19 protein-coding genes and 1 pseudogene are annotated in these 21,795 nt (G+C 46.2%); 12 read left to right on the top strand and 8 right to left on the bottom strand.

Features of this window, described 5'->3' with window-relative positions; genetic code table 11:
- Positions 1-156: 156 nt before the first annotated feature.
- Together uraD and QUB63_RS27800 are read left to right on the top strand one after the other, a co-directional pair.
- A complete protein-coding gene (gene uraD, locus QUB63_RS27805; protein ID WP_332948598.1) occupies positions 157-663 on the top strand; it encodes a 2-oxo-4-hydroxy-4-carboxy-5-ureidoimidazoline decarboxylase in 507 nt (168 codons plus the stop codon).
- A gap of 205 nt (positions 664-868) precedes the next feature.
- Complete coding sequence (locus QUB63_RS27800; RefSeq protein ID WP_332948597.1) at positions 869-1,207, top strand: hypothetical protein; 339 nt, start codon at positions 869-871, stop codon at positions 1,205-1,207.
- Here the strand turns inward: QUB63_RS27800 and QUB63_RS27795 are convergent.
- A complete protein-coding gene (locus QUB63_RS27795; RefSeq protein ID WP_332948596.1) occupies positions 1,192-1,962 on the bottom strand; it encodes an ABC transporter permease in 771 nt (256 codons plus the stop codon). The two genes, QUB63_RS27800 and QUB63_RS27795, sit on opposite strands and share 16 nt — an antisense overlap.
- 29 nt (positions 1,963-1,991) lie before the next feature.
- A complete protein-coding gene (locus tag QUB63_RS27790) occupies positions 1,992-2,819 on the bottom strand; it encodes an ABC transporter ATP-binding protein (protein WP_332948595.1) in 828 nt (275 codons plus the stop codon).
- Between the two features lie 381 nt (positions 2,820-3,200).
- Here QUB63_RS27790 and QUB63_RS27785 point away from each other — a divergent pair, with 381 nt between their 5' ends.
- The 4 genes from QUB63_RS27785 (at position 3,201) to puuE (ending at position 9,240) form a co-directional block, all read left to right on the top strand.
- Positions 3,201-4,322 carry an ABC transporter substrate-binding protein gene (locus QUB63_RS27785; protein ID WP_332948594.1) on the top strand — a complete coding sequence of 374 codons (1,122 nt, stop codon included), beginning with the start codon at positions 3,201-3,203 and terminating at the stop codon, positions 4,320-4,322.
- Positions 4,323-4,555: 233 nt separating this feature from the next.
- Positions 4,556-6,796 (top strand): iron uptake porin, encoded by a 2,241-nt coding sequence (locus tag QUB63_RS27780; protein WP_332948593.1) that lies wholly within the window; start codon positions 4,556-4,558, stop codon positions 6,794-6,796.
- Between the two features lie 504 nt (positions 6,797-7,300).
- Complete coding sequence (locus tag QUB63_RS27775; protein ID WP_332948592.1) at positions 7,301-8,017, top strand: GntR family transcriptional regulator; 717 nt, start codon at positions 7,301-7,303, stop codon at positions 8,015-8,017.
- A 191-nt stretch (positions 8,018-8,208) separates the two neighbouring features.
- Complete coding sequence (gene puuE, locus QUB63_RS27770; RefSeq protein ID WP_332948591.1) at positions 8,209-9,240, top strand: allantoinase PuuE; 1,032 nt, start codon at positions 8,209-8,211, stop codon at positions 9,238-9,240.
- A gap of 315 nt (positions 9,241-9,555) precedes the next feature.
- On the opposite strand, the gene QUB63_RS27765 is transcribed toward puuE, so the two are convergent.
- Positions 9,556-9,954: an allophanate hydrolase-related protein gene (locus tag QUB63_RS27765; RefSeq protein WP_332948590.1), complete on the bottom strand. Its 399-nt coding sequence runs from the start codon at positions 9,952-9,954 to the stop codon at positions 9,556-9,558.
- On the opposite strand from QUB63_RS27765, the gene QUB63_RS27760 reads away from it, so the two are divergent.
- The 4 genes from QUB63_RS27760 (at position 9,946) to QUB63_RS27745 (ending at position 12,654) form a co-directional block, all read left to right on the top strand.
- Complete coding sequence (locus QUB63_RS27760; RefSeq protein WP_332948589.1) at positions 9,946-10,074, top strand: hypothetical protein; 129 nt, start codon at positions 9,946-9,948, stop codon at positions 10,072-10,074. The two genes, QUB63_RS27765 and QUB63_RS27760, sit on opposite strands and share 9 nt — an antisense overlap.
- 121 nt (positions 10,075-10,195) lie before the next feature.
- Complete coding sequence (locus QUB63_RS27755; protein WP_332948588.1) at positions 10,196-11,449, top strand: Zn-dependent hydrolase; 1,254 nt, start codon at positions 10,196-10,198, stop codon at positions 11,447-11,449.
- A 165-nt stretch (positions 11,450-11,614) separates the two neighbouring features.
- Entirely contained in the window at positions 11,615-12,112 is a 498-nt protein-coding gene (locus tag QUB63_RS27750) for a DUF4365 domain-containing protein (RefSeq protein ID WP_332948586.1), read from the top strand.
- Positions 12,109-12,654 carry a hypothetical protein gene (locus QUB63_RS27745; RefSeq protein WP_332948585.1) on the top strand — a complete coding sequence of 182 codons (546 nt, stop codon included), beginning with the start codon at positions 12,109-12,111 and terminating at the stop codon, positions 12,652-12,654. The genes QUB63_RS27750 and QUB63_RS27745 overlap by 4 nt, the downstream gene beginning before the upstream one ends.
- Here QUB63_RS27745 and QUB63_RS27740 read toward each other — a convergent pair.
- Together QUB63_RS27740 and QUB63_RS27735 are read right to left on the bottom strand one after the other, a co-directional pair.
- The gene (locus QUB63_RS27740; protein WP_332948583.1) at positions 12,651-13,739 is read right to left on the bottom strand and encodes a DNA cytosine methyltransferase; all 1,089 of its coding nucleotides are present in this window, start codon (positions 13,737-13,739) and stop codon (positions 12,651-12,653) included. The genes QUB63_RS27745 and QUB63_RS27740 overlap by 4 nt on opposite strands.
- 19 nt (positions 13,740-13,758) lie before the next feature.
- Positions 13,759-14,628 carry an NgoPII family restriction endonuclease gene (locus QUB63_RS27735; RefSeq protein ID WP_332948582.1) on the bottom strand — a complete coding sequence of 290 codons (870 nt, stop codon included), beginning with the start codon at positions 14,626-14,628 and terminating at the stop codon, positions 13,759-13,761.
- Between the two features lie 58 nt (positions 14,629-14,686).
- Between QUB63_RS27735 and QUB63_RS27730 the strand changes: the two genes are divergently transcribed.
- The gene (locus QUB63_RS27730; RefSeq protein ID WP_332948581.1) at positions 14,687-15,949 is read left to right on the top strand and encodes a bifunctional folylpolyglutamate synthase/dihydrofolate synthase; all 1,263 of its coding nucleotides are present in this window, start codon (positions 14,687-14,689) and stop codon (positions 15,947-15,949) included.
- A gap of 5 nt (positions 15,950-15,954) precedes the next feature.
- On the opposite strand, the pseudogene QUB63_RS27725 reads toward QUB63_RS27730, so the two are convergent.
- Positions 15,955-16,529: pseudogene (locus QUB63_RS27725) on the bottom strand (Uma2 family endonuclease).
- A gap of 127 nt (positions 16,530-16,656) precedes the next feature.
- On the opposite strand from QUB63_RS27725, the gene QUB63_RS27720 reads away from it, so the two are divergent.
- Entirely contained in the window at positions 16,657-16,896 is a 240-nt protein-coding gene (locus tag QUB63_RS27720; RefSeq protein WP_332948580.1) for a hypothetical protein, read from the top strand.
- A 670-nt stretch (positions 16,897-17,566) separates the two neighbouring features.
- On the opposite strand, the gene QUB63_RS27715 is transcribed toward QUB63_RS27720, so the two are convergent.
- Positions 17,567-17,995: a hypothetical protein gene (locus QUB63_RS27715; RefSeq protein WP_332948579.1), complete on the bottom strand. Its 429-nt coding sequence runs from the start codon at positions 17,993-17,995 to the stop codon at positions 17,567-17,569.
- Positions 17,996-18,060: 65 nt separating this feature from the next.
- The coding region (locus tag QUB63_RS27710; protein WP_332948577.1) for a S8 family peptidase at positions 18,061-21,795 on the bottom strand (3,735 nt) is incomplete at its 5' end.

Raw genomic sequence — 21,795 nt, 5'->3', positions numbered from 1 at the left:
ACAGTTGACAGTTGACAGTTGACAGTTGACAGTTGACAGTTGACAGTTGACAGTTGACAGTTGACAGTTGACAGTTTGTAGTGAGGACTTTAGTCCGCAGTTTTTTTTGTTTCACTCGCAATGAAATACTACTAAAATTAATTCATGCGCTCGACAATGCAATATTCTTTATTTGAACTCAACCAAATGAACCAGGAGGCATTTACAGAGGCCTTGGGCGAGATTTTTGAACAGTCGCCCACAGTCGCCCGTTGCACTTGGGACGATCGCCCTTTTGCCTCCACAGCCGATTTACACGCCAAAATGGTAACAGTCGTCAATTCCATGACTGGGGAGGAAAAATTAGCTTTAATTCGATCGCACCCCGACTTGGGAAGCAAAGCAAAAATGGCTGTAGCATCGGTTAACGAACAAGCCGGTGCAGGTTTGGATCGGCTATCTGTCGCAGAGTTCGATCGCTTTCAATTCCTCAACCGAGAATATCGCAAAAAGTTTGATTTCCCCTTCATTGTGGCGGTGAAAAACCACACAAAAACCAGCATTCTCGAAGCATTTGAACGCCGCCTCGACAATTCCCTCGAAACTGAAATGCAGCAGGCTTTAACCGAAATTTATGAGATTGCGCGGTTTCGCCTTGAGTCAGCAATTGAGAAACAAGACTGAAATCCTGACTACGAACCTTTATTCTTGAGTCGGCGTCCGGCGGACATCGTTTGTATAGACGCGGTTTCAACCGCCGTCTTATCTTCAGTCCGCGGCGGCGGACATCGTTTGTGTAGACGCGGTTTCAACCGCCGTCTTATCTTCAGTCCGCTTGGCATGGACATCGTTTGTGTAGACGCGGTTTCAACCGCCGAGTCCCCTCCGGGTGCAACCCGAATTTGATATCACCCGATCGCCCGATACATTCCGCCAAAATAGTTGTACAATAGTATCACAAGGCACAGAAAAAGATTCGGACATACCCCATCTCAGCGCTGCTGTTGCCGGGGAGCGTGGTGACAGGTTTCGATGTGCCTCCCAGAAACACAAACATCTCGGAGGCAAATTTATGCAATTATTCAATCGTCAAGCGACCAAAAAATCTCCCGCGCCGACACCGGTAACAGAAATCCAACCGGTTCAGCACGAAGAACCTTTAGGCCATATGCACGGTAATTTCCGGCACTGGATTTGGTTTAATCCATCCAATCAGCGAGCCCAGTAAATTAGGTATTTCTCCGCAGCGGCAAACAAGCCGTAAAGCACGGTTCCCATCACCGCCAAAACCATCAATCCTGCAAAACCTAAAGGCACGTCAAAGTTAGAACTCGCGGTGACAATTAAGTACCCAATGCCTTTGTTAGAGGCTACTGTTTCAGAAATTACAGTGCCGACAAAGGCAAGGGAAATTGCCACTTTCAGTGAGGCAAAGACGTATGGTAACGTGTGGGGGAACCCAACTTTTTGGAAGATTTCGATCTGGGATGCACCCAGCGATCGCATTACATCTTTCATCTCGGGTTCGACTGTATCTAGTCCCAAAGCGACGTTAACTGCGATCGGGAAAAATGCCAGCAAAAATGCCGTCAGAATTGCCGGCACCGTACCGATGCCAAACCACAGCGCAAACAGCGGCACTAACGCTACTTTCGGAACAGTATTAAATCCAACTAATAACGGGTAGAGAATTACATAGGCAATTCGCGAATATCCGATCAGAAACCCCAGCACTACGCCCGCCACAATTGCGATGATGAAGCCTGCTAGGGTTGTAAACAAGGTTTGTCCTGTGTTTTCGATCAGTGCCTGACTTTGATTGAAACTTGCCGCGATTATTGCTGAAGGAGCGGGCAAGTTGTACGGGGGAATTTTGAACAAAAATACCACAATCTCCCACAGCACGAACAGCAAAATTGTTGCAGCAAGCGGCATCACAATGCTGGCTGTTTTTGACCGAGCAAATCTTTCTAAATTATCCATTGCTTTCTCAAATGCCTGCTCAAATACGATTAATTGCGGTGAATGTGGCGGCGCAACTCTGCAACAATGTGGTTGAATTCATCCGACACCATCATATCTAGAGTGGTGGGACGTGGCAGGTTGACTTTGACTTTATACACGATCGAACTCGGGCGCGGGCCCATCACATAAACTGTATCTGACAAGAATACAGCCTCCCGCAAATCGTGAGTGATCAGGATACAAACGCACTTCACTCGCATCCACAAATCTTGCAGCATCACCCACATTTCCTCGCGGGTGAAAGCATCTAAGGCGCCAAAAGGTTCGTCCAGCAGCAGTATTTCCGGTTGGTGAATTAACCCCCGACACAGCGAAGCCCTCTGTCGCATTCCTCCCGACAGTTGCCAGGGAAACTGTTTCTGAAAGTCTTGCAGTCCGACTGTCGCTAACAATTCTTGTGCCGATCGAATAAACTTTTCCTTGCGCTGCGGATCTTTGAATTCTCGCTTGTAAGGCTGCACTACTTCCAGCGGCAGCAGAACGTTGTCGAGGGTATTTCGCCAAGGCAAAAGCACGGGATTTTGAAAAGCTATTCCGACATTTTTTAGGGGTTTGGTAATCTTTTTTTCCCGCATCCGAATTTCGCCGATCGGAGCCGGAGACAGCCCGGAAACCATCCTCAGAATTGAAGTTTTACCGCAGCCGCTCGGCCCCACAAATGACACAAATTCTCCTTGGGCGATCGACAGTGAAATCTCGTCAATGATCCGTCGGGGTTGGCCATCAACTCGGTACTCTAAACCCACGCGATCGAATTCCAAAAGTACGGGTTCTTTCGTTTCGAGATCCTCTGTTAACATTGTCTGCTGTACCACAATCAGTCTACCTCCTTTATCGAGCAAGCGAGCAGTAGTATTCTGTATACAGAAAAATTAAAAAGTTTCATCTCTATTATTTATTATTGATATATTTGAATTTGTCTGTATCGGGAAATACAAATTTTTGCCAACAATAAAGCAACCTGAACAACATTATTAAGTGTTGGTGCAAATCAAGTTATCAAAAGTAAATTTATTGATAAAGATTAAAAAATGTGTTGCTATATACAGTATTCGCCGAAAGGAAAGTATACCGTATACAGCAAACCCATGCGCTGCTTAAATTTGATGCGAAATCCGTAGAGATTGGCAACCGTATTTGGTGCGCTTGCAGGGGTTTTTGCTTTGGTTTGTTGTCCAAATAGCAAGCTTTTTCCCATGAAAAATACTTGGTTAGTACGATCGCTATCCCTAGTGCTGATTGCACTTCCAGTCATCGTGAGTAGCTGTCAATCCCAGCAGCCGAATGCCGGAACTACCCCAGCAGCGCCCGGAGCAACAGCAACAACGGCGGCTGACACCGCCCAGAAACGGACGATCAAAGTCAATCCTTCTTGGCTGCTGCAAGGCGATAATGCACCGCTGACGATCGCCATTGACAAAGGTTATTTCCCAGCAGAAGGATTGGATGTTAAAATCGAGCGGGGGTACGGTTCCTCAGACACCATCACCAAAGTTGCAGCCGGTCAGTTCGAGATCGGATTTGGCGATATTTACTCGATGATGGAGTTCAACGCCAAGAATCCCAACGATCCAGTAGTAGCAGTTGCAGTCCCTTACAATCGATCGGCTTTTTCCATTGTCAGCCTCAAGTCGAGCAACATTGCAGATCCTAAAGGATTGACAGGCAAAAAGCTAGGAGCTCCAGCAGGAGATGCACCCCGCAAACTGTGGCCGGTATTCGCCCAAAAAGTAGGCGTGCAAGCCGACGGCGTAGAGTGGATTACAATGGAACCAAAGCTGCGGGAAACCTTACTAATTAAAGGCGATGTCGATGCAGTGAGCGGATTTGCCACAACCATCCTCCCTGCATTAGAAAAAGCAGGCAAAAAGCCCGAAGATATAAATGTCTTCTACTATAACGAGAACGGTCTGGAGCTGTACGGAAATGCGATCGTGGTCAAAAAAGCGTTTCTCGACAAGAATCCCGAAGTAGTAAAAGGCTTTTTGAGAGCGTATTTTAAAGGACTTCAAGACACATTAAAAGATCCCGAAGCCGGATTGGAATCGGTGGCGAAAGCGGGAGATAGCTTGATGGACAAAAACGCCGAAAAGCGCCGCCTCCAAATCGCCTTAGAACAGCTCTACATCACTCCCGAAGTTGAAAAACTTGGCTTGGGAGCAGTCGATCCAACCCGTCTGGAAACGACAGCCAAACAAGTAGCAGAAGTCTTAAAGATAGAAGCTCCCCCAGTGAATAAGATATTTGATGAAAGCTACTTGCCTCCTCTAGAGCAGCGAGCTTTACCTCCTGCTGCCGATCGCAAACCCTTGACTTAAAAAATGACTAAAGTCATTACTACAAACTTCGGTTCGTAGTGAGGACTTCAGTCCGCAAAAGTTCGTAGTGAGGACTTCCGTCCGCAAAAGTTTGTAGTGAGGACTTCCGTCCGCAAAAGTTCGTAGTGATACTAAATCCGGGTATCCTAGCCCCTTATGACTCGGCGGTTGAAACCGCGTCTATACAAACAAAGTCGGCCTGCGCCGACTGAAGAAATAACGGTGTGAGGATAATGTCTAAAATTGTGTATTTCAAAATCCTGCTGACAGCAACGCCAGCACTAATTTGTATGAGCCTGCTGCATTCTCCTGCAAGCTCTGCTGCGGAAATTTCTGCTACAGAGACTCAAGCAGCAATCGCCTCGCCAGCCGACTTACCGCTGATTGAGGCCGCCGAGTCACAAAGTGCGATCGCCCAAATTAAAACACCGACAAATCCTGCGGTAACGCCAGAAACAACCGCTGATTTAAAACCCGAAAATCACGAAAAACCCGAGAGTATTTCCCTCGCAACAAACAGCGAAAAAACAGCAGAAAGTTATCAAACCAACGAGGTCAACCAGACAAATATAGCATCGGAAAAATCCGCTACATCACCAGTTGCGCTAGAGCCAAATTCCACCGAGACAAATCCGGCGCAAACGCCAGAACAAACCGCCGATATTTCACCCAAATCAACAACAAACAAAGAAGCGGAAATCGCCCCAGTTTCCCAACCAAACAATCTCCAACCTACAGATACAGCAACTCAAGACTCCAGCGAATCAAACCTCTTATCACAATCAATTCAAACCCCACAAAATCCCGCGCCGGCAAGCATATCTGAAATCCAACCAGACAGCTTAGAAGCAACCGATACTTCCGCCTCGCCGGAGATGGAACAAGTCACATCAGTTTCCCAACTCAGCGACGTTAAACCCACAGATTGGGCATTTGGCGCGCTGCAATCATTAGTTGAACGCTACGGGTGCATAGCTGGATATCCCGACGGCACCTATCGCGGCAATCGAGCCATGACTCGCTACGAATTCGCCGCCGGTTTGAATGCGTGTCTCGATAAAGTTGCTGAGTTAATAACAGCAGGAACCTCGAATTTAGTTAAAAAAGAGGATTTACAGAAACTCCAGAGACTGCAAGAAGAATTTGCAGCAGAACTAGCAACGCTGCGCGGTAAAATCGATGTATTGGAAGCTCGCACGGCGAATTTAGAATCGAATCAATTCTCGACTACAACGAAACTAAATGCTACGGTTTGGTTCAACCTAACATCAGCATTTCCGACAGGCGATATCACCGCAGAACGCAGCCGCACCGCCCCTGGCAGCGCCTTTGCTGCCCCGACTCGCGATGCCAACAACCGACCGACTCGCGTCGAGCGCGGGCAACCCGAAACTACTTTTAGCTACTACGCTTTCCTGACGCTAAACACTTCGTTTACTGGCAAAGATTCGCTGGTGACTCAGTTGGTTTTCGGCAACGGCAACTCGCCTGCAAACGAATTAGTTTCGGCGGGTTTTTACAACTCGTGGGGAACGCCATTTTTAGATCAAACTGGAACGCCGACAGCTAATGTTGTGGCAATTCGCGAGATGTATTACACGTTTCCCGTAGGAGATAAAGTTCAAGTTGCGATCGGACCGCGATTGAATTATTACCGATATTTCGATGGCAACCGTTTCACATTTTATCTGAAAGGGGCAACGAGTTTTAACTCGAACGGAAGTACACTGTTAAATGCGGTCGATCGCGGTTCTGGTGCTGTTGTCAGTTGGCAAGTTGCCAAGCCGCTTAAGTTGACGGCTGCTTATATGGCTGAAAATACAGAATTTTTGAATTCTGCTGTATTTAATACCGCTAGCAATCCCAGGGATGGTTTGTTTAACAGTTCCAACACGATTACAGCGCAGTTGGAATACGCCCCCAGCAATTCTTTCAATCTGCGGCTGATTTACGCGCGATCGAGCCTCAAACCTTATAATGGATTTATTGGCGGTGCTGTTGGCGAACCGCTGCCTTACGGTTATGCGGATGACGGTTTTGGGGGAAGAGTTCGAGACTCGGGTGCCGATGCTTTTGTGGTTAATTTTGATTGGTTGCTGAGCCGGAATTTTGGTTTGTTCGGGCGGTATTCCTACGGGCAGCTTGAGGTAAATCCGGTAAATCGCGATCGTTCTGGCGGAGACATTAAGGTACAATCTTTTCAAGTTGGGATGGGATTTCCCGATATTGGAAAAAAGGGCGCGCTGGGTGTACTTTCCTTTGTGGTTCCCCACGATTATATATCGGGTCGCAGGTTCTTGCTCTCGGGCGGCGGCAATGGAGGTACTCAGTACGAGGTAGAGGGTTCGTATTATTACCCGATTACTAATAATATTGCGATCGTCCCGGCAATTTACGCTATCTTCAATGCGAACAACTTTGATGGCAATCCCACCGTGTTTGTGGGCAATCTGCGCACTCAGTTCAGCTTTTAAGCAGCTTTGGGTGGGGACGCGGGACTGTCGGTTGGTGTTAACTTAAGGTCAAAGGTAGCAGAGCTCTGCTGTTTGACAATTAGGCCCAGATCCCCCTTAGCTTGCCCCCTACTCGACCCCTACTCCCCTTCTTAAGGGGGGGACAAGAGTCTTCTCTTTCGTCAACCCCTACTCCCCTTCTTAAGGGAGGAGAAGCATCTTCTCTTTCGTCAACCCCTACTCCCCTACAACCAGGGGGATTTAGGGGGATCGGGACTCGGATAAAAGCAAGATTTTTCAAGGGTTTCAGCTTAAGTTGACATGATGAAAGGCACTGCCGCGTTCCTACAGATGTGGCGTACAATCTATACATATCTGGTGTAAAAGCGCCGCTGTGATGTATCCTTGATAATGAGGCAGCCAAAACCTACGGTTATTTAACATAAAAATCTTAGAGATGAGGCTGAATCAACAATTTTTAACACCAATAAATTCACTTTAATTTTAACTTAAGGATAACTGATTTTGGGTCTTTCATTTCGCGCGATTCGCCGCACTCAATCCCTTCACGAACAAACTTACCAAGCTCTCCGAACTGCTATCCTGTCGGGGGAATTAGCGGCTGGAGAACGCCTGATCGAAACACAATTGGCCGAAATGCTAAACGTCAGCCGCACTCCGGTGAGAGAAGCTTTGTGCCAACTGCAACGTGAGAATTTAGTGACGGCAGATCCGCATCATGGATTGCGCGTGGCTACTCTGTCGATCGCAGATGCAGCGGATCTTTATGATTGCCGGATCGCTTTGGAACAGTTGTCGGTGGCCGGGGCCAGCCAAAATGCTACACCGGCTCAAGTGAAACAATTAGAAGCGATCGTGCTGCAGGCAGAAAGTACGACACATTTGCGATCGGGCGAATTGACAAATTATCAATTGCTCTACGCGGACTGCCAATTTCACCGCTTGCTAGCACAAAGTTCTGGCAATCCTTGGTTAGTAACTCTGTTGGATCAGGTGTTTGACAAAATGATATTAGTGCGGCTTCGCACGATGGAATACAATCCGGGTGTCTTGGAAATTCGCAGCGAACACCGCCGCATTTATCAAGCTGTGATAGAACAGAATGCAGCGGGAGCTCAGCAAGCGATCAAAGACCATTTAATCGCCAGTAAAGCGCGGGTAATTAAAGAAATTAAGGAGATAGAAGGGCAACAGGGTAAACAGTTGACAGTTGACAGTTGACAATTGTCAGTTGTCAGTTGTTAGTTGTTAGTTGTCAGTTGTTAATCAAAAAAAACTGAAAACTGATAACTAACAACTGTAGTTCGCGATCGCACTTGCGACAAGAGTGAAACCCGGTTTTTTACTATATTTCTCGTGACCCAAGAGCAAAAATCGTAGAAACCGGGTTTCGACGCACCCATGCGCAATCAATGAACAGACAACAGTCAACTGTCAACCCTTCTCTAAGCAAGCGGGCAAGCTGTCCACTGCCAACTATCAACTATCAACTGTCAACTGTCAACTGTCAACTGTTATATATGCCAGCAAATTATCCGCGAGAATTAGTCGGTTACGGGCAAAATCCCCCCGATCCTAAATGGCCCGATCGATCGCGCGTAGCCCTGCAATTTGTGATCAATTACGAAGAAGGTGGAGAAACCTGCATCCTGCACGGCGACGGCTCTTCGGAAACATTTCTGTCAGAGATTGTCGGCGCCGTTCCCCTATCGGGACTGCGGCACATGAATATGGAATCCTGTTACGAATACGGGAGTCGGGCCGGTCTGTGGCGGCTGCACCGGATGTTTACTTCTCGGGGGATACCGGTTACAGTTTACGGCGTGGCGATGGCCTTAGAAAGGCATCCCGAAGCAGTTGCAGCGATGTTGGAGGCCGATTGGGAAATTGCCAGCCACGGCTACCGCTGGATTGATTATAAGTATTTTGGGGAAGAGGCGGAACGCGAGCATTTGCACAGGGCGATCGCCATTCACACCCAAGTTACCGGCAGCCGGCCCCTCGGCTGGTATACCGGACGCACGAGCCCCCACACCCGCAAGCTAGTAGTGGAAGAAGGCGGTTTTCTCTACGATGCCGACAGCTACGCCGATGACCTGCCTTACTGGGTGCACGAGTGCGGCAGACCTCACTTGGTAATTCCTTATACCCTCGACAACAACGATATGCGGTTTGCTACGAGTCAGGGGTTTAATTCTGGCGACCAGTTTTTTGCTTACCTGCGCGATGCTTTTGACCTACTCTACGCCGAGGGCGAGACTGCACCGAAGATGATGAGTGTGGGGCTGCACTGTCGCTTGGCGGGGAGGCCGGGGCGGGCGGCGGCTTTGGCGCGTTTTTTGGATTACGTGCAGCAGCATGAGAGGGTTTGGATATGCCGCCGCATTGATATTGCCCGACACTGGCATGAGTATCACAGGCCGATCGTTTCTCAGGAGGACTGAAGTCCGATGCTGCGAACCTGAAATCCGTAGGGACACGGCACGGAGGTGGCGTGTCAACCACCCGGTCAAACCCGTAGTCAAACCCGTAGTCAAACCCGTAGTCAAACCCGTAGTCAAACCCGTAGTCAAACCCGTAGTCCGGCAGGGGTTGAAACCCCTGCCTCAAAGCGAAAGTCCTCTAAAGAGGACTGATGAGTTCTTTAGTCCTCTTTAGAGGACTTTCGCTATTAGACAGGGGTTTAAACCCCTGGCGGTCTATCGGGTTTTGAGAGGACTGAAGTCCTTACTACGAACCTGAGAGGACTGAAGTCCTTACTACGAACCGGCTTTGTAAGCTGCCCACCCACCGCGATCCGAAATATCTTGCCACTGGTATTTCTCCACCAACTCGCGGGGGTACAGAAAAGCTGTTAATACTTCCCCGTCTTCCAAAATCACATCAGATGGATACATATGCGGGGGCTCCCCCGCTGCAAGCTGTTCAAAGTCTTCGGCAGTTAGTTCGTACACTTCTCCCGGAATTGATGCGCCTCCGGTGGCCACTTCGTAAATTGCAGGATGCCAGCCGTTTTCTGCCGAGTGCAAGCGGTAAATCGCACGAGTTTTTGCTTCTCTGATGAACTTTGCATCTCCAAGGTTGCTGTTGTCCGGCTGGCCCCGAAGGGCGGAACCGCAAATGAATACTCGTTTTCCTGCAATTGCTGTTTGACTCATATCACCCGATCGATAAAAATTGTGTTATTTTTTACCGTTAAATCTCTGCGATCGACTTTATTCTACGTGCTGTGTTTTGCCCAGAGCAGTTTAAGTGCCACAGCCGATCGCCTGTTGTAGGCAAGACTACATTATTTTACAGATTTAACTGATATTGCGTACAGTATACAACAATTAGTTAAATGATTAATAATACAAGAGCGATCGCCTCGTTAAATTTCCGAGAATAGGAGAATGTGACATGACAGTTAGGCTAGCACTTTCAGTCAACGGTTCGCGCCTCAACCGCAGCATTGCCGAACTCGCCGAAATCGGCAAACTGCCGTCGGGAGGCGTCAGTCGGGTAGCTTTTACCAAAGAAGATTTGCTGGCGCGCAAACTTGTTGAGTCTTGGATGCGAGAAGCAGGGATGACAGTTCGGATTGACGCGGCCGGAAATACGATCGGCAGGTACGCCGGATTGCGCGAAGGTGCTGCGCTAGCAACAGGTTCTCACATTGATACCGTTCCCACGGCCGGCCATTTCGACGGGGTTTTGGGAGTTTTGGCAGGAATTGAAGTGGTGCGGGTGTTGCAGGAAAACGGCCGGCGCTTGGAACACCCCATCGAGACGATCGTATTTACCGACGAAGAAAGCACCGTTATCGGCTGCAAAGCGATGGCGGGAAATACAGTCAGCGACCCCGAACATTACCGTCGCAACGATGGCACTTCGATTGAAACTTGTTTAGCACAAATTGGCGGAGATTGGTCAAAAATTGCCGAGGCAAAACGCCACCCGAAAGAAATAGCAGCATTTGTGGAATTGCACGTCGAACAAGGAGGCGTTTTGGAAAGTACGGGCGACTGCATAGGAGTAGTCAAAGGCATTGTCGGACAGTACCGCCTGGGAGTGACGGTAACGGGCCGCCCCAATCACGCCGGATCGACGCCCATGCACGCTAGAAAGGATGCCCTGGTAGCGGCTTCACAAATGGTATTAGCAGTCAACAAACTGGGAGTAGAAACACCGGGAGAACAGGTAGCAACGGTAGGTTATTTAACTGTGTGGCCGAATGCTACGAATACTGTGCCGGGAAAAGTCGAGTTTAAAATCGACTTGCGCGATTTGTCTGAAACTAATTTGGAACAGTTGTTAGCTAAAATGAAATTGGAGTTTGGGGCGATCGCCTCTGCCACCAAAACCGAAATTGAAATAACTCAATTGCTGCACGTACAGCCGACGCTAGCAGCACCAAAGATTCAGAATGCAATTGTAGAAGTTTGTCAAGAATTAGGCTTTAGTTACAGGCATTTAATCAGCAGGGCCGGACACGACGCCCAAGAAATCGGACGCTTTACCGATATGGGGATGATTTTCGTGGCTTCTCGGGGCGGGATCAGCCATGCAGAAGATGAGTATACTTCCCCAGAACAGTGTACTCAGGGAGCGAATGCGCTGCTGCAAACCTTCCTAAAGCTCGATCGGCTGTATGCTGCTAAGGGCGATCGATAATCTGCTTTCAAAGCGATGTAGGGTGCGTGACTGTGAATAGATTTGTGCGGTAGTAGAAGAGATCAGTAGTCACGCACCGCTACCTTATATAATAGCAGAGTTTTCTCACCTAAATTGGTATTATATCTAGGACTTCGAGTTACCATATAAAAGAAACAAGCCCGCGTGGATATTAACCAACAAAAAGAACAATTTAGCAACACATACCTGCAAGCCATCGCCACGGTTGCAGGCTATTCTCTTTACAAACCCTCCGTAGACGACGATAGCGTAGACTGGGGAATAGCCGCCAAAGGAGGGACAGGCCGCATCCGAGCACCTCGCTTAGAATTGCAGTTAAAATCTACATCAAAAGATGTTCTAGAAAATAGCTCGATCCGCTACCCCCTCAAACTGAAAAACTACGATGACTTAAGAATGGATGACTTCGCCATTCCCCGAATTTTAGTTGTCGTTTTAATCCCCGAAACAATAGAAGACTGGTTAACCCAGTCGGAAACAGAAATCTGCATGAAGGAATGCGGATATTGGATATCTCTGCGGGGAATGCCAGAAACACAAAACACCACCGCTGTCACAGTCACTATACCCAGAACCAATCAATTTACAGTCATCGCCCTTCAATCAATTATGGAGGGGATTAGCCAAGGAGTTCAACCATGAAAGTCACCGTAAAAGATAGCGAAACCCTCGAAATAGTAAACCTAAATCAACTTAGAAATTACCTGCAAATTCGCGGGTGGCATGAAGACCAACCTTTCTTGGAAAATGCCACCCTTTGGCACAAACCAGCCGCCGGAGAGGAATTTGAAATATTGCTGCCAAACCAACAAACTCTCGGAGATTATGCCGCCCGCATCCGCGAGGCACTCCAAATTTTAGAAACCGTAGAAAATCGCTCTCAAATTGAAATTTTAGCCGACTTAATTACCGGGATACCCAATACAACTATTCAGGGAGTCGTGATGCAAATTAACACGCCCAACGCCGACCAATTAAGCGGCGAGATTACCTTATTAGGCGTGATTGCCGACAAATTACAGAAAATTCAAACCGAACTTGCAGACAAAGATTATATCCTCGCCATCAAAGCTTATCAAGAACGCTTGCCTTTCGTCTGTACGGGAGATTTAATCAAAGAAAATCAAACCTTCATTCTCAAAAATCCCCGCAACTTTACTCTAGATGATTTATGGCAAAATTAACAGATGATGTTACAGTATAGTGCTTCTAAATTATTTGTACAAATATGTAGGGGCAATCCCCCCGTGGTTGCCAAAGGCTGGGGCGGGCACGAGGGCACCGCCCCTACAGAACAAATATCTGCATAAATTTTACTTGCTAAAACTCTAGCCAAATGAACAGGTACGGCATTGCCGACCATTTTGTAGCCGTCAGCAATATACTTGTACTTGAAAATAAACTCATCCGGGAAAGTCTGAACTCTCGCACACTCTCGCACAGAAAGCCGACGGTAAGGCTGAGGCGAATTCGGGTCAAAAATGCGTTTGTCTTTGCCAACCAAAATCATTTTACTAGCTTGAGGGTGCAGAGGCGCGTGTCTGCCGCTTGCTTGAATTGTAAACGAAGGTTCACACCAACTTCGCACTCGATTTCGCGACATATAAATGCTAGAAAACCCCAAATCTGCACATTCGTGATTCGCGACAGAATCGTGATAATTATCTAATTTACCCTTAACTGGCATTGGGGCGATCGCCTGCAAGTCAAAAATCGCATCTTGCAGCGTCAAAACCTCGGTTCCAGGTTCGGGAAACTCAAAACCAAAACCCAGATTCTCCCGATAGCCAACAACAATCACCCTTTGCCTATCTTGCGGCACACCAAAATTTTTAGCATTCACCAACTTGAACGAAACCCGATACCCAATTTCCTCAAACTGCGATAATATATAACTGAAAGCATCCTTGTTTCTGGGGGCTAAGATGCCTCTAACATTCTCAGCCAAGAAAAACAAAGGCTGCTTGTCCCGCACAATTCTGATATACTCCCAAAAAAGCTGACCCCGACTGTCATCAATTCCCCGTTTAGCGCCCGCCGCACTCCAACTTTGACACGGAGGCCCGCCAATAATTCCAATACAGTCGGGAATTTCATCAGAATTGATTTTTCTGATATCTCTTTTATCTAAAATAGTGTCAGGATGGTTGAACTCGTAGGTATCCCAAATAGTGCGATCGCACTCATTGGCCCAAACAATATTAAATCCCGCGTGCCGAAAACCCAAATCCAACCCACCACATCCTGCAAACAGAGATATGATATTCATAATGCCTTTGCCTTTAGTGTTAGATTTTGTAAGTAATAATTTTAGCAGGTATGAGGTTGTCAGGATTATCGGGACATTTAATCGAGTCAGTATTAATTTTAAATCCGGGAACGGAGATGGATTCGATCATTGTTCTGCTGTCAAGTGAAAAAGACAAATATTTACTTTCCTTCATTATGGCGATTATCTGAAAATTTTTCTTAGGGTCATATCCTGTATCTACATAATCAAAAACACTGGAAGGATGATTTATAAGCCACATTGGTCTAACTCTTAAGGATGTTATACTTAACGGGTCTACTTTATTTACTCTAGCTAACTCTTCGGTTTCACTAGATTCGACATCGGAAATTGCATTAATGCCACTGGCTATCTGATCTTTAATCCCTTCATAATATTCTTTGCTAGCAGCATAGCAGTCACCATAAATAAGCCATAGAGTTTTCAGATTTTCTTTTGTATTGTCGTTACTTGTGACTCCAATTGCATAAAGAATATCCTTCTCTGTCCATGCTTCACAATCACGACAAGCTGCGACAATTTGTGGATTGTTAGAAAATAATTTTGATTTGGGATAGGAACTATTTAATTGAATCGAACCCTTGGAAGTTTGTATTTTATAGACTTCTATGGCATCGCCATTTCTGAGCATTAAATTTGGAGGATTACTCTGATTGCCACGAATCCAAGAAAATACTTCATCGTACTTTTCAGGTTTGCTGAGTTCCGGTTCATCTATAGTATTGGCAAAAGCATCCTTCACAAAATACTTAAGGGCATCACCAGCCGTAATTCTATTATTGCCTTGGCTTTTGCTTTTATAATAACTGATCAAGTCAGGTATAGGGTGATTGATAATTGTAGCGATCGCTTGCAGTATATTCGTCATTGGCTATAAAAAATAGAGAACCCGATTTAACCAAAGCTAATCATACCAGAGATCCTCAATGAATGCAAACTCCATCCTCAAATCTTACCAACACTTCGGCGTCCACCTCGGCCTAGAAAGAATTCACCAACTCCTCGAAAAACTAGACAACCCCCACAAACAGATACCCATTATCCACGTTGCCGGCACAAACGGCAAAGGTTCCGTTTGCGCTTATCTCTCATCCGCACTCACAGCAGCAGGCTATCGAGTCGGGCGCTACACATCCCCGCACTTAATCGATTGGACAGAAAGAATTTGCATCAACCAAAAACCAATTTCTCCAACAGCATTGCAGCAGTGTCTAGAAAAAGTTGTCCGCGCTGCGGAAGGTAATAGCGAAACTCCCACTCAATTTGAAATCATCACGGCCGCAGCTTGGCTGTATTTCGCCGAACAAAAAGCAGATATTGCCGTCATAGAAACCGGGTTGGGCGGTAGATTAGATGCGACTAATGTTTGCGAAACTCCCCTCGTTAGTGTCATCACTTCTATCAGTCTCGAACACTGGCAAATCCTCGGCCCGACTGTCGCTGATATTGCTGGGGAAAAAGCCGGAATTCTCAAATCAAAATGTCCGGCAGTTATCGGAGAATTGCCGGAATCTGCTAAAATAGTAGTAGAAAAACGCATTCAAGAATTAGACTGTCCGGCAACTTGGGTAAAACCAGCAAGAGATTTAGGACAAGGATTCGCAGAATATCAGTTAAATCAAAATGCGGTTAAAATAAAATATCAATTGCCACTGCTGGGACAAATTCAACTAATGAATTCAGCAATTGCGATCGCCACTATCCAAACCCTACAACAGCAAGGATGGCAAATCTCCCCAACGGCCATCGCAGAAGGTATCGCCAAAACCCAATGGCCCGGAAGACTCCAGCAGACAACTTGGAAAAACCGCAACATCCTGATTGACGGCGCGCACAACCCCGCTGCAGCTATTGCGTTGCGCGAATACGTAGATAATCTTAGCAGTTCCCGGTCACCGATTAACTGGGTAATCGGCATTCTGGCGACGAAAGACTGCGGCGATATTTTACAAGCATTACTCAAAAAGGACGATCGGCTTTACCTAGTACCCGTACCCGATCAAAACTCCGCACCAAGCGCAGAATTAGCCGCCATTGCTCAAATTATCTGTCCTGAATTAACTGTTTGTCAAGCCTTCCCAGACTTAACCACAGCCTTAGATGCGGCTGTTACCGACGAAAACCTCACCATCCTGTGCGGTTCACTTTATCTAGTCGGCTATTTTCTGCAACAACAATCTCAAACTTAAACGCATCAGGATTGTGTTTCTTCCTCAGTAAAAATCGGAGGCCACAATTGGGAAACGGGCAATTCCCAACCGGGAAAAAGTTCCGGTACTGTTAAAATATCGCCATTGGCTAAAATAATCGGTTCACCAGTCGATCGATAAATTGCCACTGTTTCCTCCTCAGGATCGATCGCAATTCCGACAACCGCACCCAGCTCTATAAACTTCAAAACCTTGGTTTCTATAGGCTTAATGCGATCGCTTTGAGATTTAATCTCAACCACCAAATCAGGGACAAGTTCACCAAAACAACGCGGACTTTGGCGCAAGCGGGCGGCGCGCACAAACGAAACATCGAGCGCTTGGATGTTTGTATTCGGCATGATGAAACCGCCTGCGGAGTCAAAAACTCTCCCCAAGCGACGTGGATTTATCCAAGCGAAAAGAAAGGCGATGAGACGGCTACTGATTCACTGGATACGATGTCTGATGGGCCCCCAACTGAAATTACCCCGTCTTCTAGTTCAATTGTGTAATCTAAACCAGCTTCGGAAAAAAGCGTCTGAACCTGGTTTAAATCTTTGACTGTCATCGCTGTCATAAAAATTTTCTCCCATTATTCAGTCGAATCTTAATTTTAACACAACTCAGAATTCACAATAAATAATTGAAACAGCGACACAACTCACAATATAGTACAATATAATTATCGAGTTCAAATAAACCAAATGACCACTACATCCAAAAACGAACCAACCTTGGTAGATGTAATAGAAAAACTGGACAAGCTATCGATAGATGTGGATAAGCTATCAACAGATGTGGATAATCTATCGAGGGATTCCGAGAAGTTTAACGATCGCTTTTCTAACTACCAGCAAGCAACTCAGTGGGTGGTACAGCTTGCTTTCACTCTAATTGCTAGTGCGACTATTACGGTGATTATTACGTCAGTTCTCCGCAAGTAATAAATTTAGAAATAGAGCGGAAACCGGGTTTTTTACGACAATTTTTCGCCGCAGCACTCAGATTATGGGAAAAACCCGGTTTCTTGGGCCTTGATGCGCTCAGGAGTGTTAAATGGGCGATCGCAGATTTTGCAGAAAGGGCGATCGACTTTTCACCTCAATAAGGGCGATTCCCTACGGTATAGCTGCACTTCACGCACTTGGGATAGCTTAAAGAAGCATCCAGGGCGATCGCACTTGAAATTAAGAAACCGGGTTTCTGCCTAAATATTTCGGTGGGATGCAAAAGCGATCGCTCTAACCCGGTTTCTGGGATAGAGGCGCGCGTGGATTAAGAAACCGGGTTTCTGCCTAAATATTTCGGTGGGATGCAAAAGCGATCGCAGCAACCCGGTTTCTGAGGAGCGATCGCCCTTTGGATAGTTTACAGAAAAAGAAGGGCGATCGCACTTGGGATTAAGAAACCGGGTTTCTGTAACAATATTTCGGTGGATGCAAAAGCTATTGCTCTAACCCGGTTTCTGAGGAGCGATCGCACTTGGGATTAAGAAACCGGGTTTCTGTAACAATATTTCGGTGGATGCAAAAGCGATCGCTCTAACCCGGTTTCTGAGGAGCGATCGCCCTTTGGATAGCTTGGAGAAGCATCCAGGGCGATCGCACTTGCAAATCAAGCTAAAGCAATTGCTAGTGGCTGCTGACTCTGCAATGCCTGCTGCTGTTGCGCCAGCGATTGCAATTGTTGCTGCTGCCCTGATATCTGCTGTTGCAATGCCGTGATTTGTGGCTGCAAAGCAGCAGTTAACTCTTGAGCTTTTTGTGCAGCTATATCTCGGTATTGAGCAGCAGCATTAGCAGCAGCTTGTGCATCATTTCGATAGGCTTCTGCTTGTGGATTGTAAATCCAGCCACCAATAGGAACGTCTCGGCAGCTACGCCAGAATAAGAAGCGGGTGCATTGACGTTCATATCGCACAATTCCCCAAATATAAATCTGGCTGTTCCAGTAATTAGCAGCATTTTGTGCTTCCTGTCTTTGCTGTTCGAGTTGGCCAACAAAAGCATTAGCTTGATTGATTTGAGCTTGGTATTCTTGCAAGGCTGACTGAGTTCCTTGAATCTGCGATTGCTGGGTAGCAATTAGATTTTGGAAGTCAGTCAGCCCTAGGGAAAATTTGCCTGATACTGACTGGGAATCCCTGCTGGCAAGAAAGTCAAAACAGTATTTCGAGCATCGGGTGATATTCCACCCAAGCCATTTAACAGTGGCAAAATACCATCTGGATCGGAGCCATTAAAGAGAGGTTGATATAGCTGCGGAATTCCACCTGATAGGAACTTCAAAAGTTCTTGTTTTTGCTGTGGACTCAGAGCATTCCAAGCATTAGCAACATCCGTTGGCAGTACAGGAGTTGTTGCAGTACCCTGCAAAACTGGTAAAAACTGAGCAGGTGTGCCATATAACAGCCAAGCATAAAGCTGTGGCGATGTCGATGTCAGCGGAGGATTGATACTATTTAAAGTCTGCATTAGTGGCAAAATACCAGCCGGATCTCCCTGAAAAAGTGGTCGCCCATAAGGACTATTAATCCCATTTTTTAGAGCAGTTTTCAGTACGGTTGGCAAGCCTCCCCAAATTACTTGGAGATCGGTAATTTCCTGAGGAGTGGTATTTTGAACTGGTTGCTGTTGCTGTTCTTTCTTTTTCTTAAACCATGAAACCAAACCTGCGATCGCACCTCCCACCAGAGCAATACCTCCTAAAACTATCCCAACCTTACCCAAAATAGGCAGAGCCAAGAATTTGGTACGAATCCAGCTAAATACCTTACCAACTGTCGAGAAGATACCGCTAACTTTAGAGAAAAAGTCTTTAACATTACCAATGAAACCCGATACCTTGTTAACAAAACCTACAACCTTGCTAACAACTCCACTCACCTTGCTAAAGATTTTCTTCACTCCGTTCCATAATTTCTTTAAGAAGCCACGAGCCTCTTCTTCCCCAGCACCTTCCCCACTCCAAACATCAGAATCCGACGACAAAATACTATCTCCCACATCAATTACTGAAGGTGGAGATTTAGCCATTGCGACAGCATCAGCCAGATTCAACAAACCCGCTCCGGTTTGAATATCCCAGCCAGGAGTACCCAAATCAACCGCAGTAGCTTTGAGAATAGCTTTTACCTGTGCAAAGCTCAAATTTGGATTAGCCGCCCACACTTGGGAAGCCGCACCTGTCACCTTAGCCGCAGCGATCGAAGTACCGACAATTTCAGGAATTGATTGCGCTGAATCGATGTCAGAATTATTGATATCTCCTAAGCTTTTTCCCAGCTTTTGAGTTGCTTCTAAGACAAGTTTTTCCTCAGCTTCAGTCAGTTTTTCATCATCAGTGGGCTCTTCGTTAAATTTAATCGCTTTTTCCAAAGCTTGTCGCTCTTCGGGAGTTAAATCTTTGAGCAAATCCTCATTTGAATTTGGATTATAACTTGCATTACCGTCAGGGGTGCTACCAAAAGCAACTAAATCTATCCCTGCACCATAACTAGAGTAATCAGCAAGATTTCCATTCCAATCCGCCGCACCTACAGTGATGATATTAGGAAATTCCCGCGAAGCTTTACCCAAAGCAGATAAACCTTCCACACCTTGATTTCCGGCTGCTGCTACAATCAGAACTTTGTTGTCGCGAGCGTATTCAATAGCCGATCGCTCTTCGGGCGTAAACTTAGTACGGGTAACAACTACGCCGTTCTTAATTTCCGTTAAATCAAAGCTGAGATTGACAATAGCATTCGGCTGCTTAGATACCTTCACAGCATCCACAAAATCCCGCAAAGATTGAGCCCATTTACCTGAGCCAACAGCACGTCCCAGCCACAGCGGTGCATCATCATTGACACCATTTATGCCAATATCATTGTTCTGTTTTGCCCCGACCACTTCTAATACCTTAGTTCCGTGTTCTGCCTCGGGATCGTTAGCAGGAAGTAAGGGATTATCATCGCTATCATTATAATCACGACCTTTGATAATTCGGGTGTAATCAATATCGGGATTATTTTCAGCAAAACCAGTATCGATGATACCGACTAAAGGCTGATATTTCGCATCAAAATGATAGGTAGTGGCCATGCCATCAATATCGGCATACGGATCGGTTTGCAAGCCATCAATTTCTTTTTGCAAATCTGCGATAAAAGCATCCAATTCTGACGCAGCTTGTTTCTCATCTTCAGGTTTCGGCTCGACTAAAGCACTATCGGGATTGGCAGTAATTTTGTCAGATTCAGTTTTAAATTGCTCTAGCAGTTTATCGAGTTCGGGAGCTAAGTTATTGAGTTGACTGACAACATCTTGAACAGTAGGTTCTGGCGGCAGAGGTTTGGGTTGAGTTGCTTTTGCCAAAGGTACTGCTGCTGCCATATTCAGCAATCCCGCACCTGTTTTAGCATCCCAATTCGGCAAAGCGATATCAGTTGCAGTCCGTTTGATAATATCGATAACTTGCTGATAATTCAGTTGGGGATTTGCCGCCCAAACTTGAGAAATTGCACCCGTAACTTGGGCTGCTGCTACAGAAGTTCCTGCCATCAATCCTGTACCCTCTCCGACAGTCGATCGCACGGGATTGTTCAGCGTTCCTCCTTCTGTTAAAATATCTAAACCTTTGCCAGTGCCGGAATAATCTGTGACTTGACCGCCCGATGATGCACCGACGCTGATGATATTATCAAACTGAAGAGATGCTTTCCCTAGAGCCGATATTTGTTGGGGATTGTTGCCCACAGGAACAACAACAACTATTTGATTTTTGCGAGCATATTCTAGGGCTTTATTTTCGGCTTCAGTCAGTTCGTAGCGGGGAACTATTTTGCCGCTATCATCAACTTGAGTTAGTTCAAAACTGATGTTAACAACTGCGTTGGGTTGACCGGATTTTTGGGCGGCATCTGCAAACTCAATTAAGGATTCTGCCCAACTGTTATTGCCACTAGCCCGACCCAACCAAATCGGTGCTTCGCTGTTAATGCCGTCGATGCCTTTGCTATTATTTTGAGTGGCCGCAATTAAGCCTAAAACGTGAGTTCCTTGTTCGCTGCCTTCACCGGATTGAATTAAGGGATTATCGTCATTAGCAATGCGGTCTTTTCCGAGAGTAATGCGGCTGTAGTCTATGTCGAAATTCTTGGCATTAAATCCTGTACTAATAATACCGACCAAGGGTTGAGATGCTTTTGGAGAATGGAATAAGTTAGCTGTTGTGACCGGATTCGAGCCGATATTTTGTGCATAATTTGTGGGTTTTGTATTGGTTGTGTCTTGACTATTTGTGGCTATTATGCTGGTGGCATTTGGTGCGACAGGTTGAGTGACAGGAGCAACTTCTTGAATAGAAATTACTGGCTGGCTGTCAGTAGAAATGGCTGGTTTAGCTAATTCTGAGAGCGTAGTTACTGGCTTGCTATCTGTTGCAATTGACTGATTGACAGTCGAAACTTGTTGAGGATAAATATTTGGCTTGCTTTCGTGGACTATCGGCTGAAAATCTTTACCAGATTCTTGAGTAAAAATTGCTGGTTGTTCATCGGTTTTGGGGCTGAGAGTAACAGCAGGTTGTGGTCGATCGATGTTGGTTTCTGTTTCAACGGTTGAAATGTTTTTAGGTGCAGGTTGAGGTGCAATTGCTTGAGATTCGATTTCAACTGATTTGGTTACAGTGTTATCTGAAGCTGGTGCATCTTTTGTGGGAGTAGAAATAGGAGTTGCGATCGCCTCTTTTTCTTCTTTTATTTTCAACGGATAAATGACTGTTGGAGATGAAGTCACCGCATCGCTTTTGACAGACTCATTCGGAGTGGAAGTCAGTACGATCGCCTGTTTATCCTCTAC

The sequence above is a fragment of the Microcoleus sp. ARI1-B5 genome (genome assembly GCF_036705795.1).
Lineage (GTDB): Bacteria > Cyanobacteriota > Cyanobacteriia > Cyanobacteriales > Microcoleaceae > Microcoleus.
The sequence above is the reverse complement of the archived record's forward strand: the minus strand, read 5'-3'. Positions and strand labels throughout refer to the sequence as shown.

Coding starts and splice junctions, on each gene's coding strand:
- puuE (WP_332948591.1), top strand. CDS start 8,209: ATGAACAGACAACAGTCAACTGTCAACCCTTCTCTAAGCAAGCGGGCA.
- QUB63_RS27795 (WP_332948596.1), bottom strand. CDS start 1,962: ATGGATAATTTAGAAAGATTTGCTCGGTCAAAAACAGCCAGCATTGTG.
- QUB63_RS27740 (WP_332948583.1), bottom strand. CDS start 13,739: ATGAATATCATATCTCTGTTTGCAGGATGTGGTGGGTTGGATTTGGGT.
- QUB63_RS27755 (WP_332948588.1), top strand. CDS start 10,196: ATGACAGTTAGGCTAGCACTTTCAGTCAACGGTTCGCGCCTCAACCGC.
- QUB63_RS27745 (WP_332948585.1), top strand. CDS start 12,109: ATGAAAGTCACCGTAAAAGATAGCGAAACCCTCGAAATAGTAAACCTA.
- QUB63_RS27730 (WP_332948581.1), top strand. CDS start 14,687: ATGAATGCAAACTCCATCCTCAAATCTTACCAACACTTCGGCGTCCAC.
- QUB63_RS27780 (WP_332948593.1), top strand. CDS start 4,556: ATGTCTAAAATTGTGTATTTCAAAATCCTGCTGACAGCAACGCCAGCA.
- QUB63_RS27720 (WP_332948580.1), top strand. CDS start 16,657: ATGACCACTACATCCAAAAACGAACCAACCTTGGTAGATGTAATAGAA.
- QUB63_RS27785 (WP_332948594.1), top strand. CDS start 3,201: ATGAAAAATACTTGGTTAGTACGATCGCTATCCCTAGTGCTGATTGCA.
- uraD (WP_332948598.1), top strand. CDS start 157: ATGCAATATTCTTTATTTGAACTCAACCAAATGAACCAGGAGGCATTT.
- QUB63_RS27765 (WP_332948590.1), bottom strand. CDS start 9,954: ATGAGTCAAACAGCAATTGCAGGAAAACGAGTATTCATTTGCGGTTCC.
- QUB63_RS27735 (WP_332948582.1), bottom strand. CDS start 14,628: ATGACGAATATACTGCAAGCGATCGCTACAATTATCAATCACCCTATA.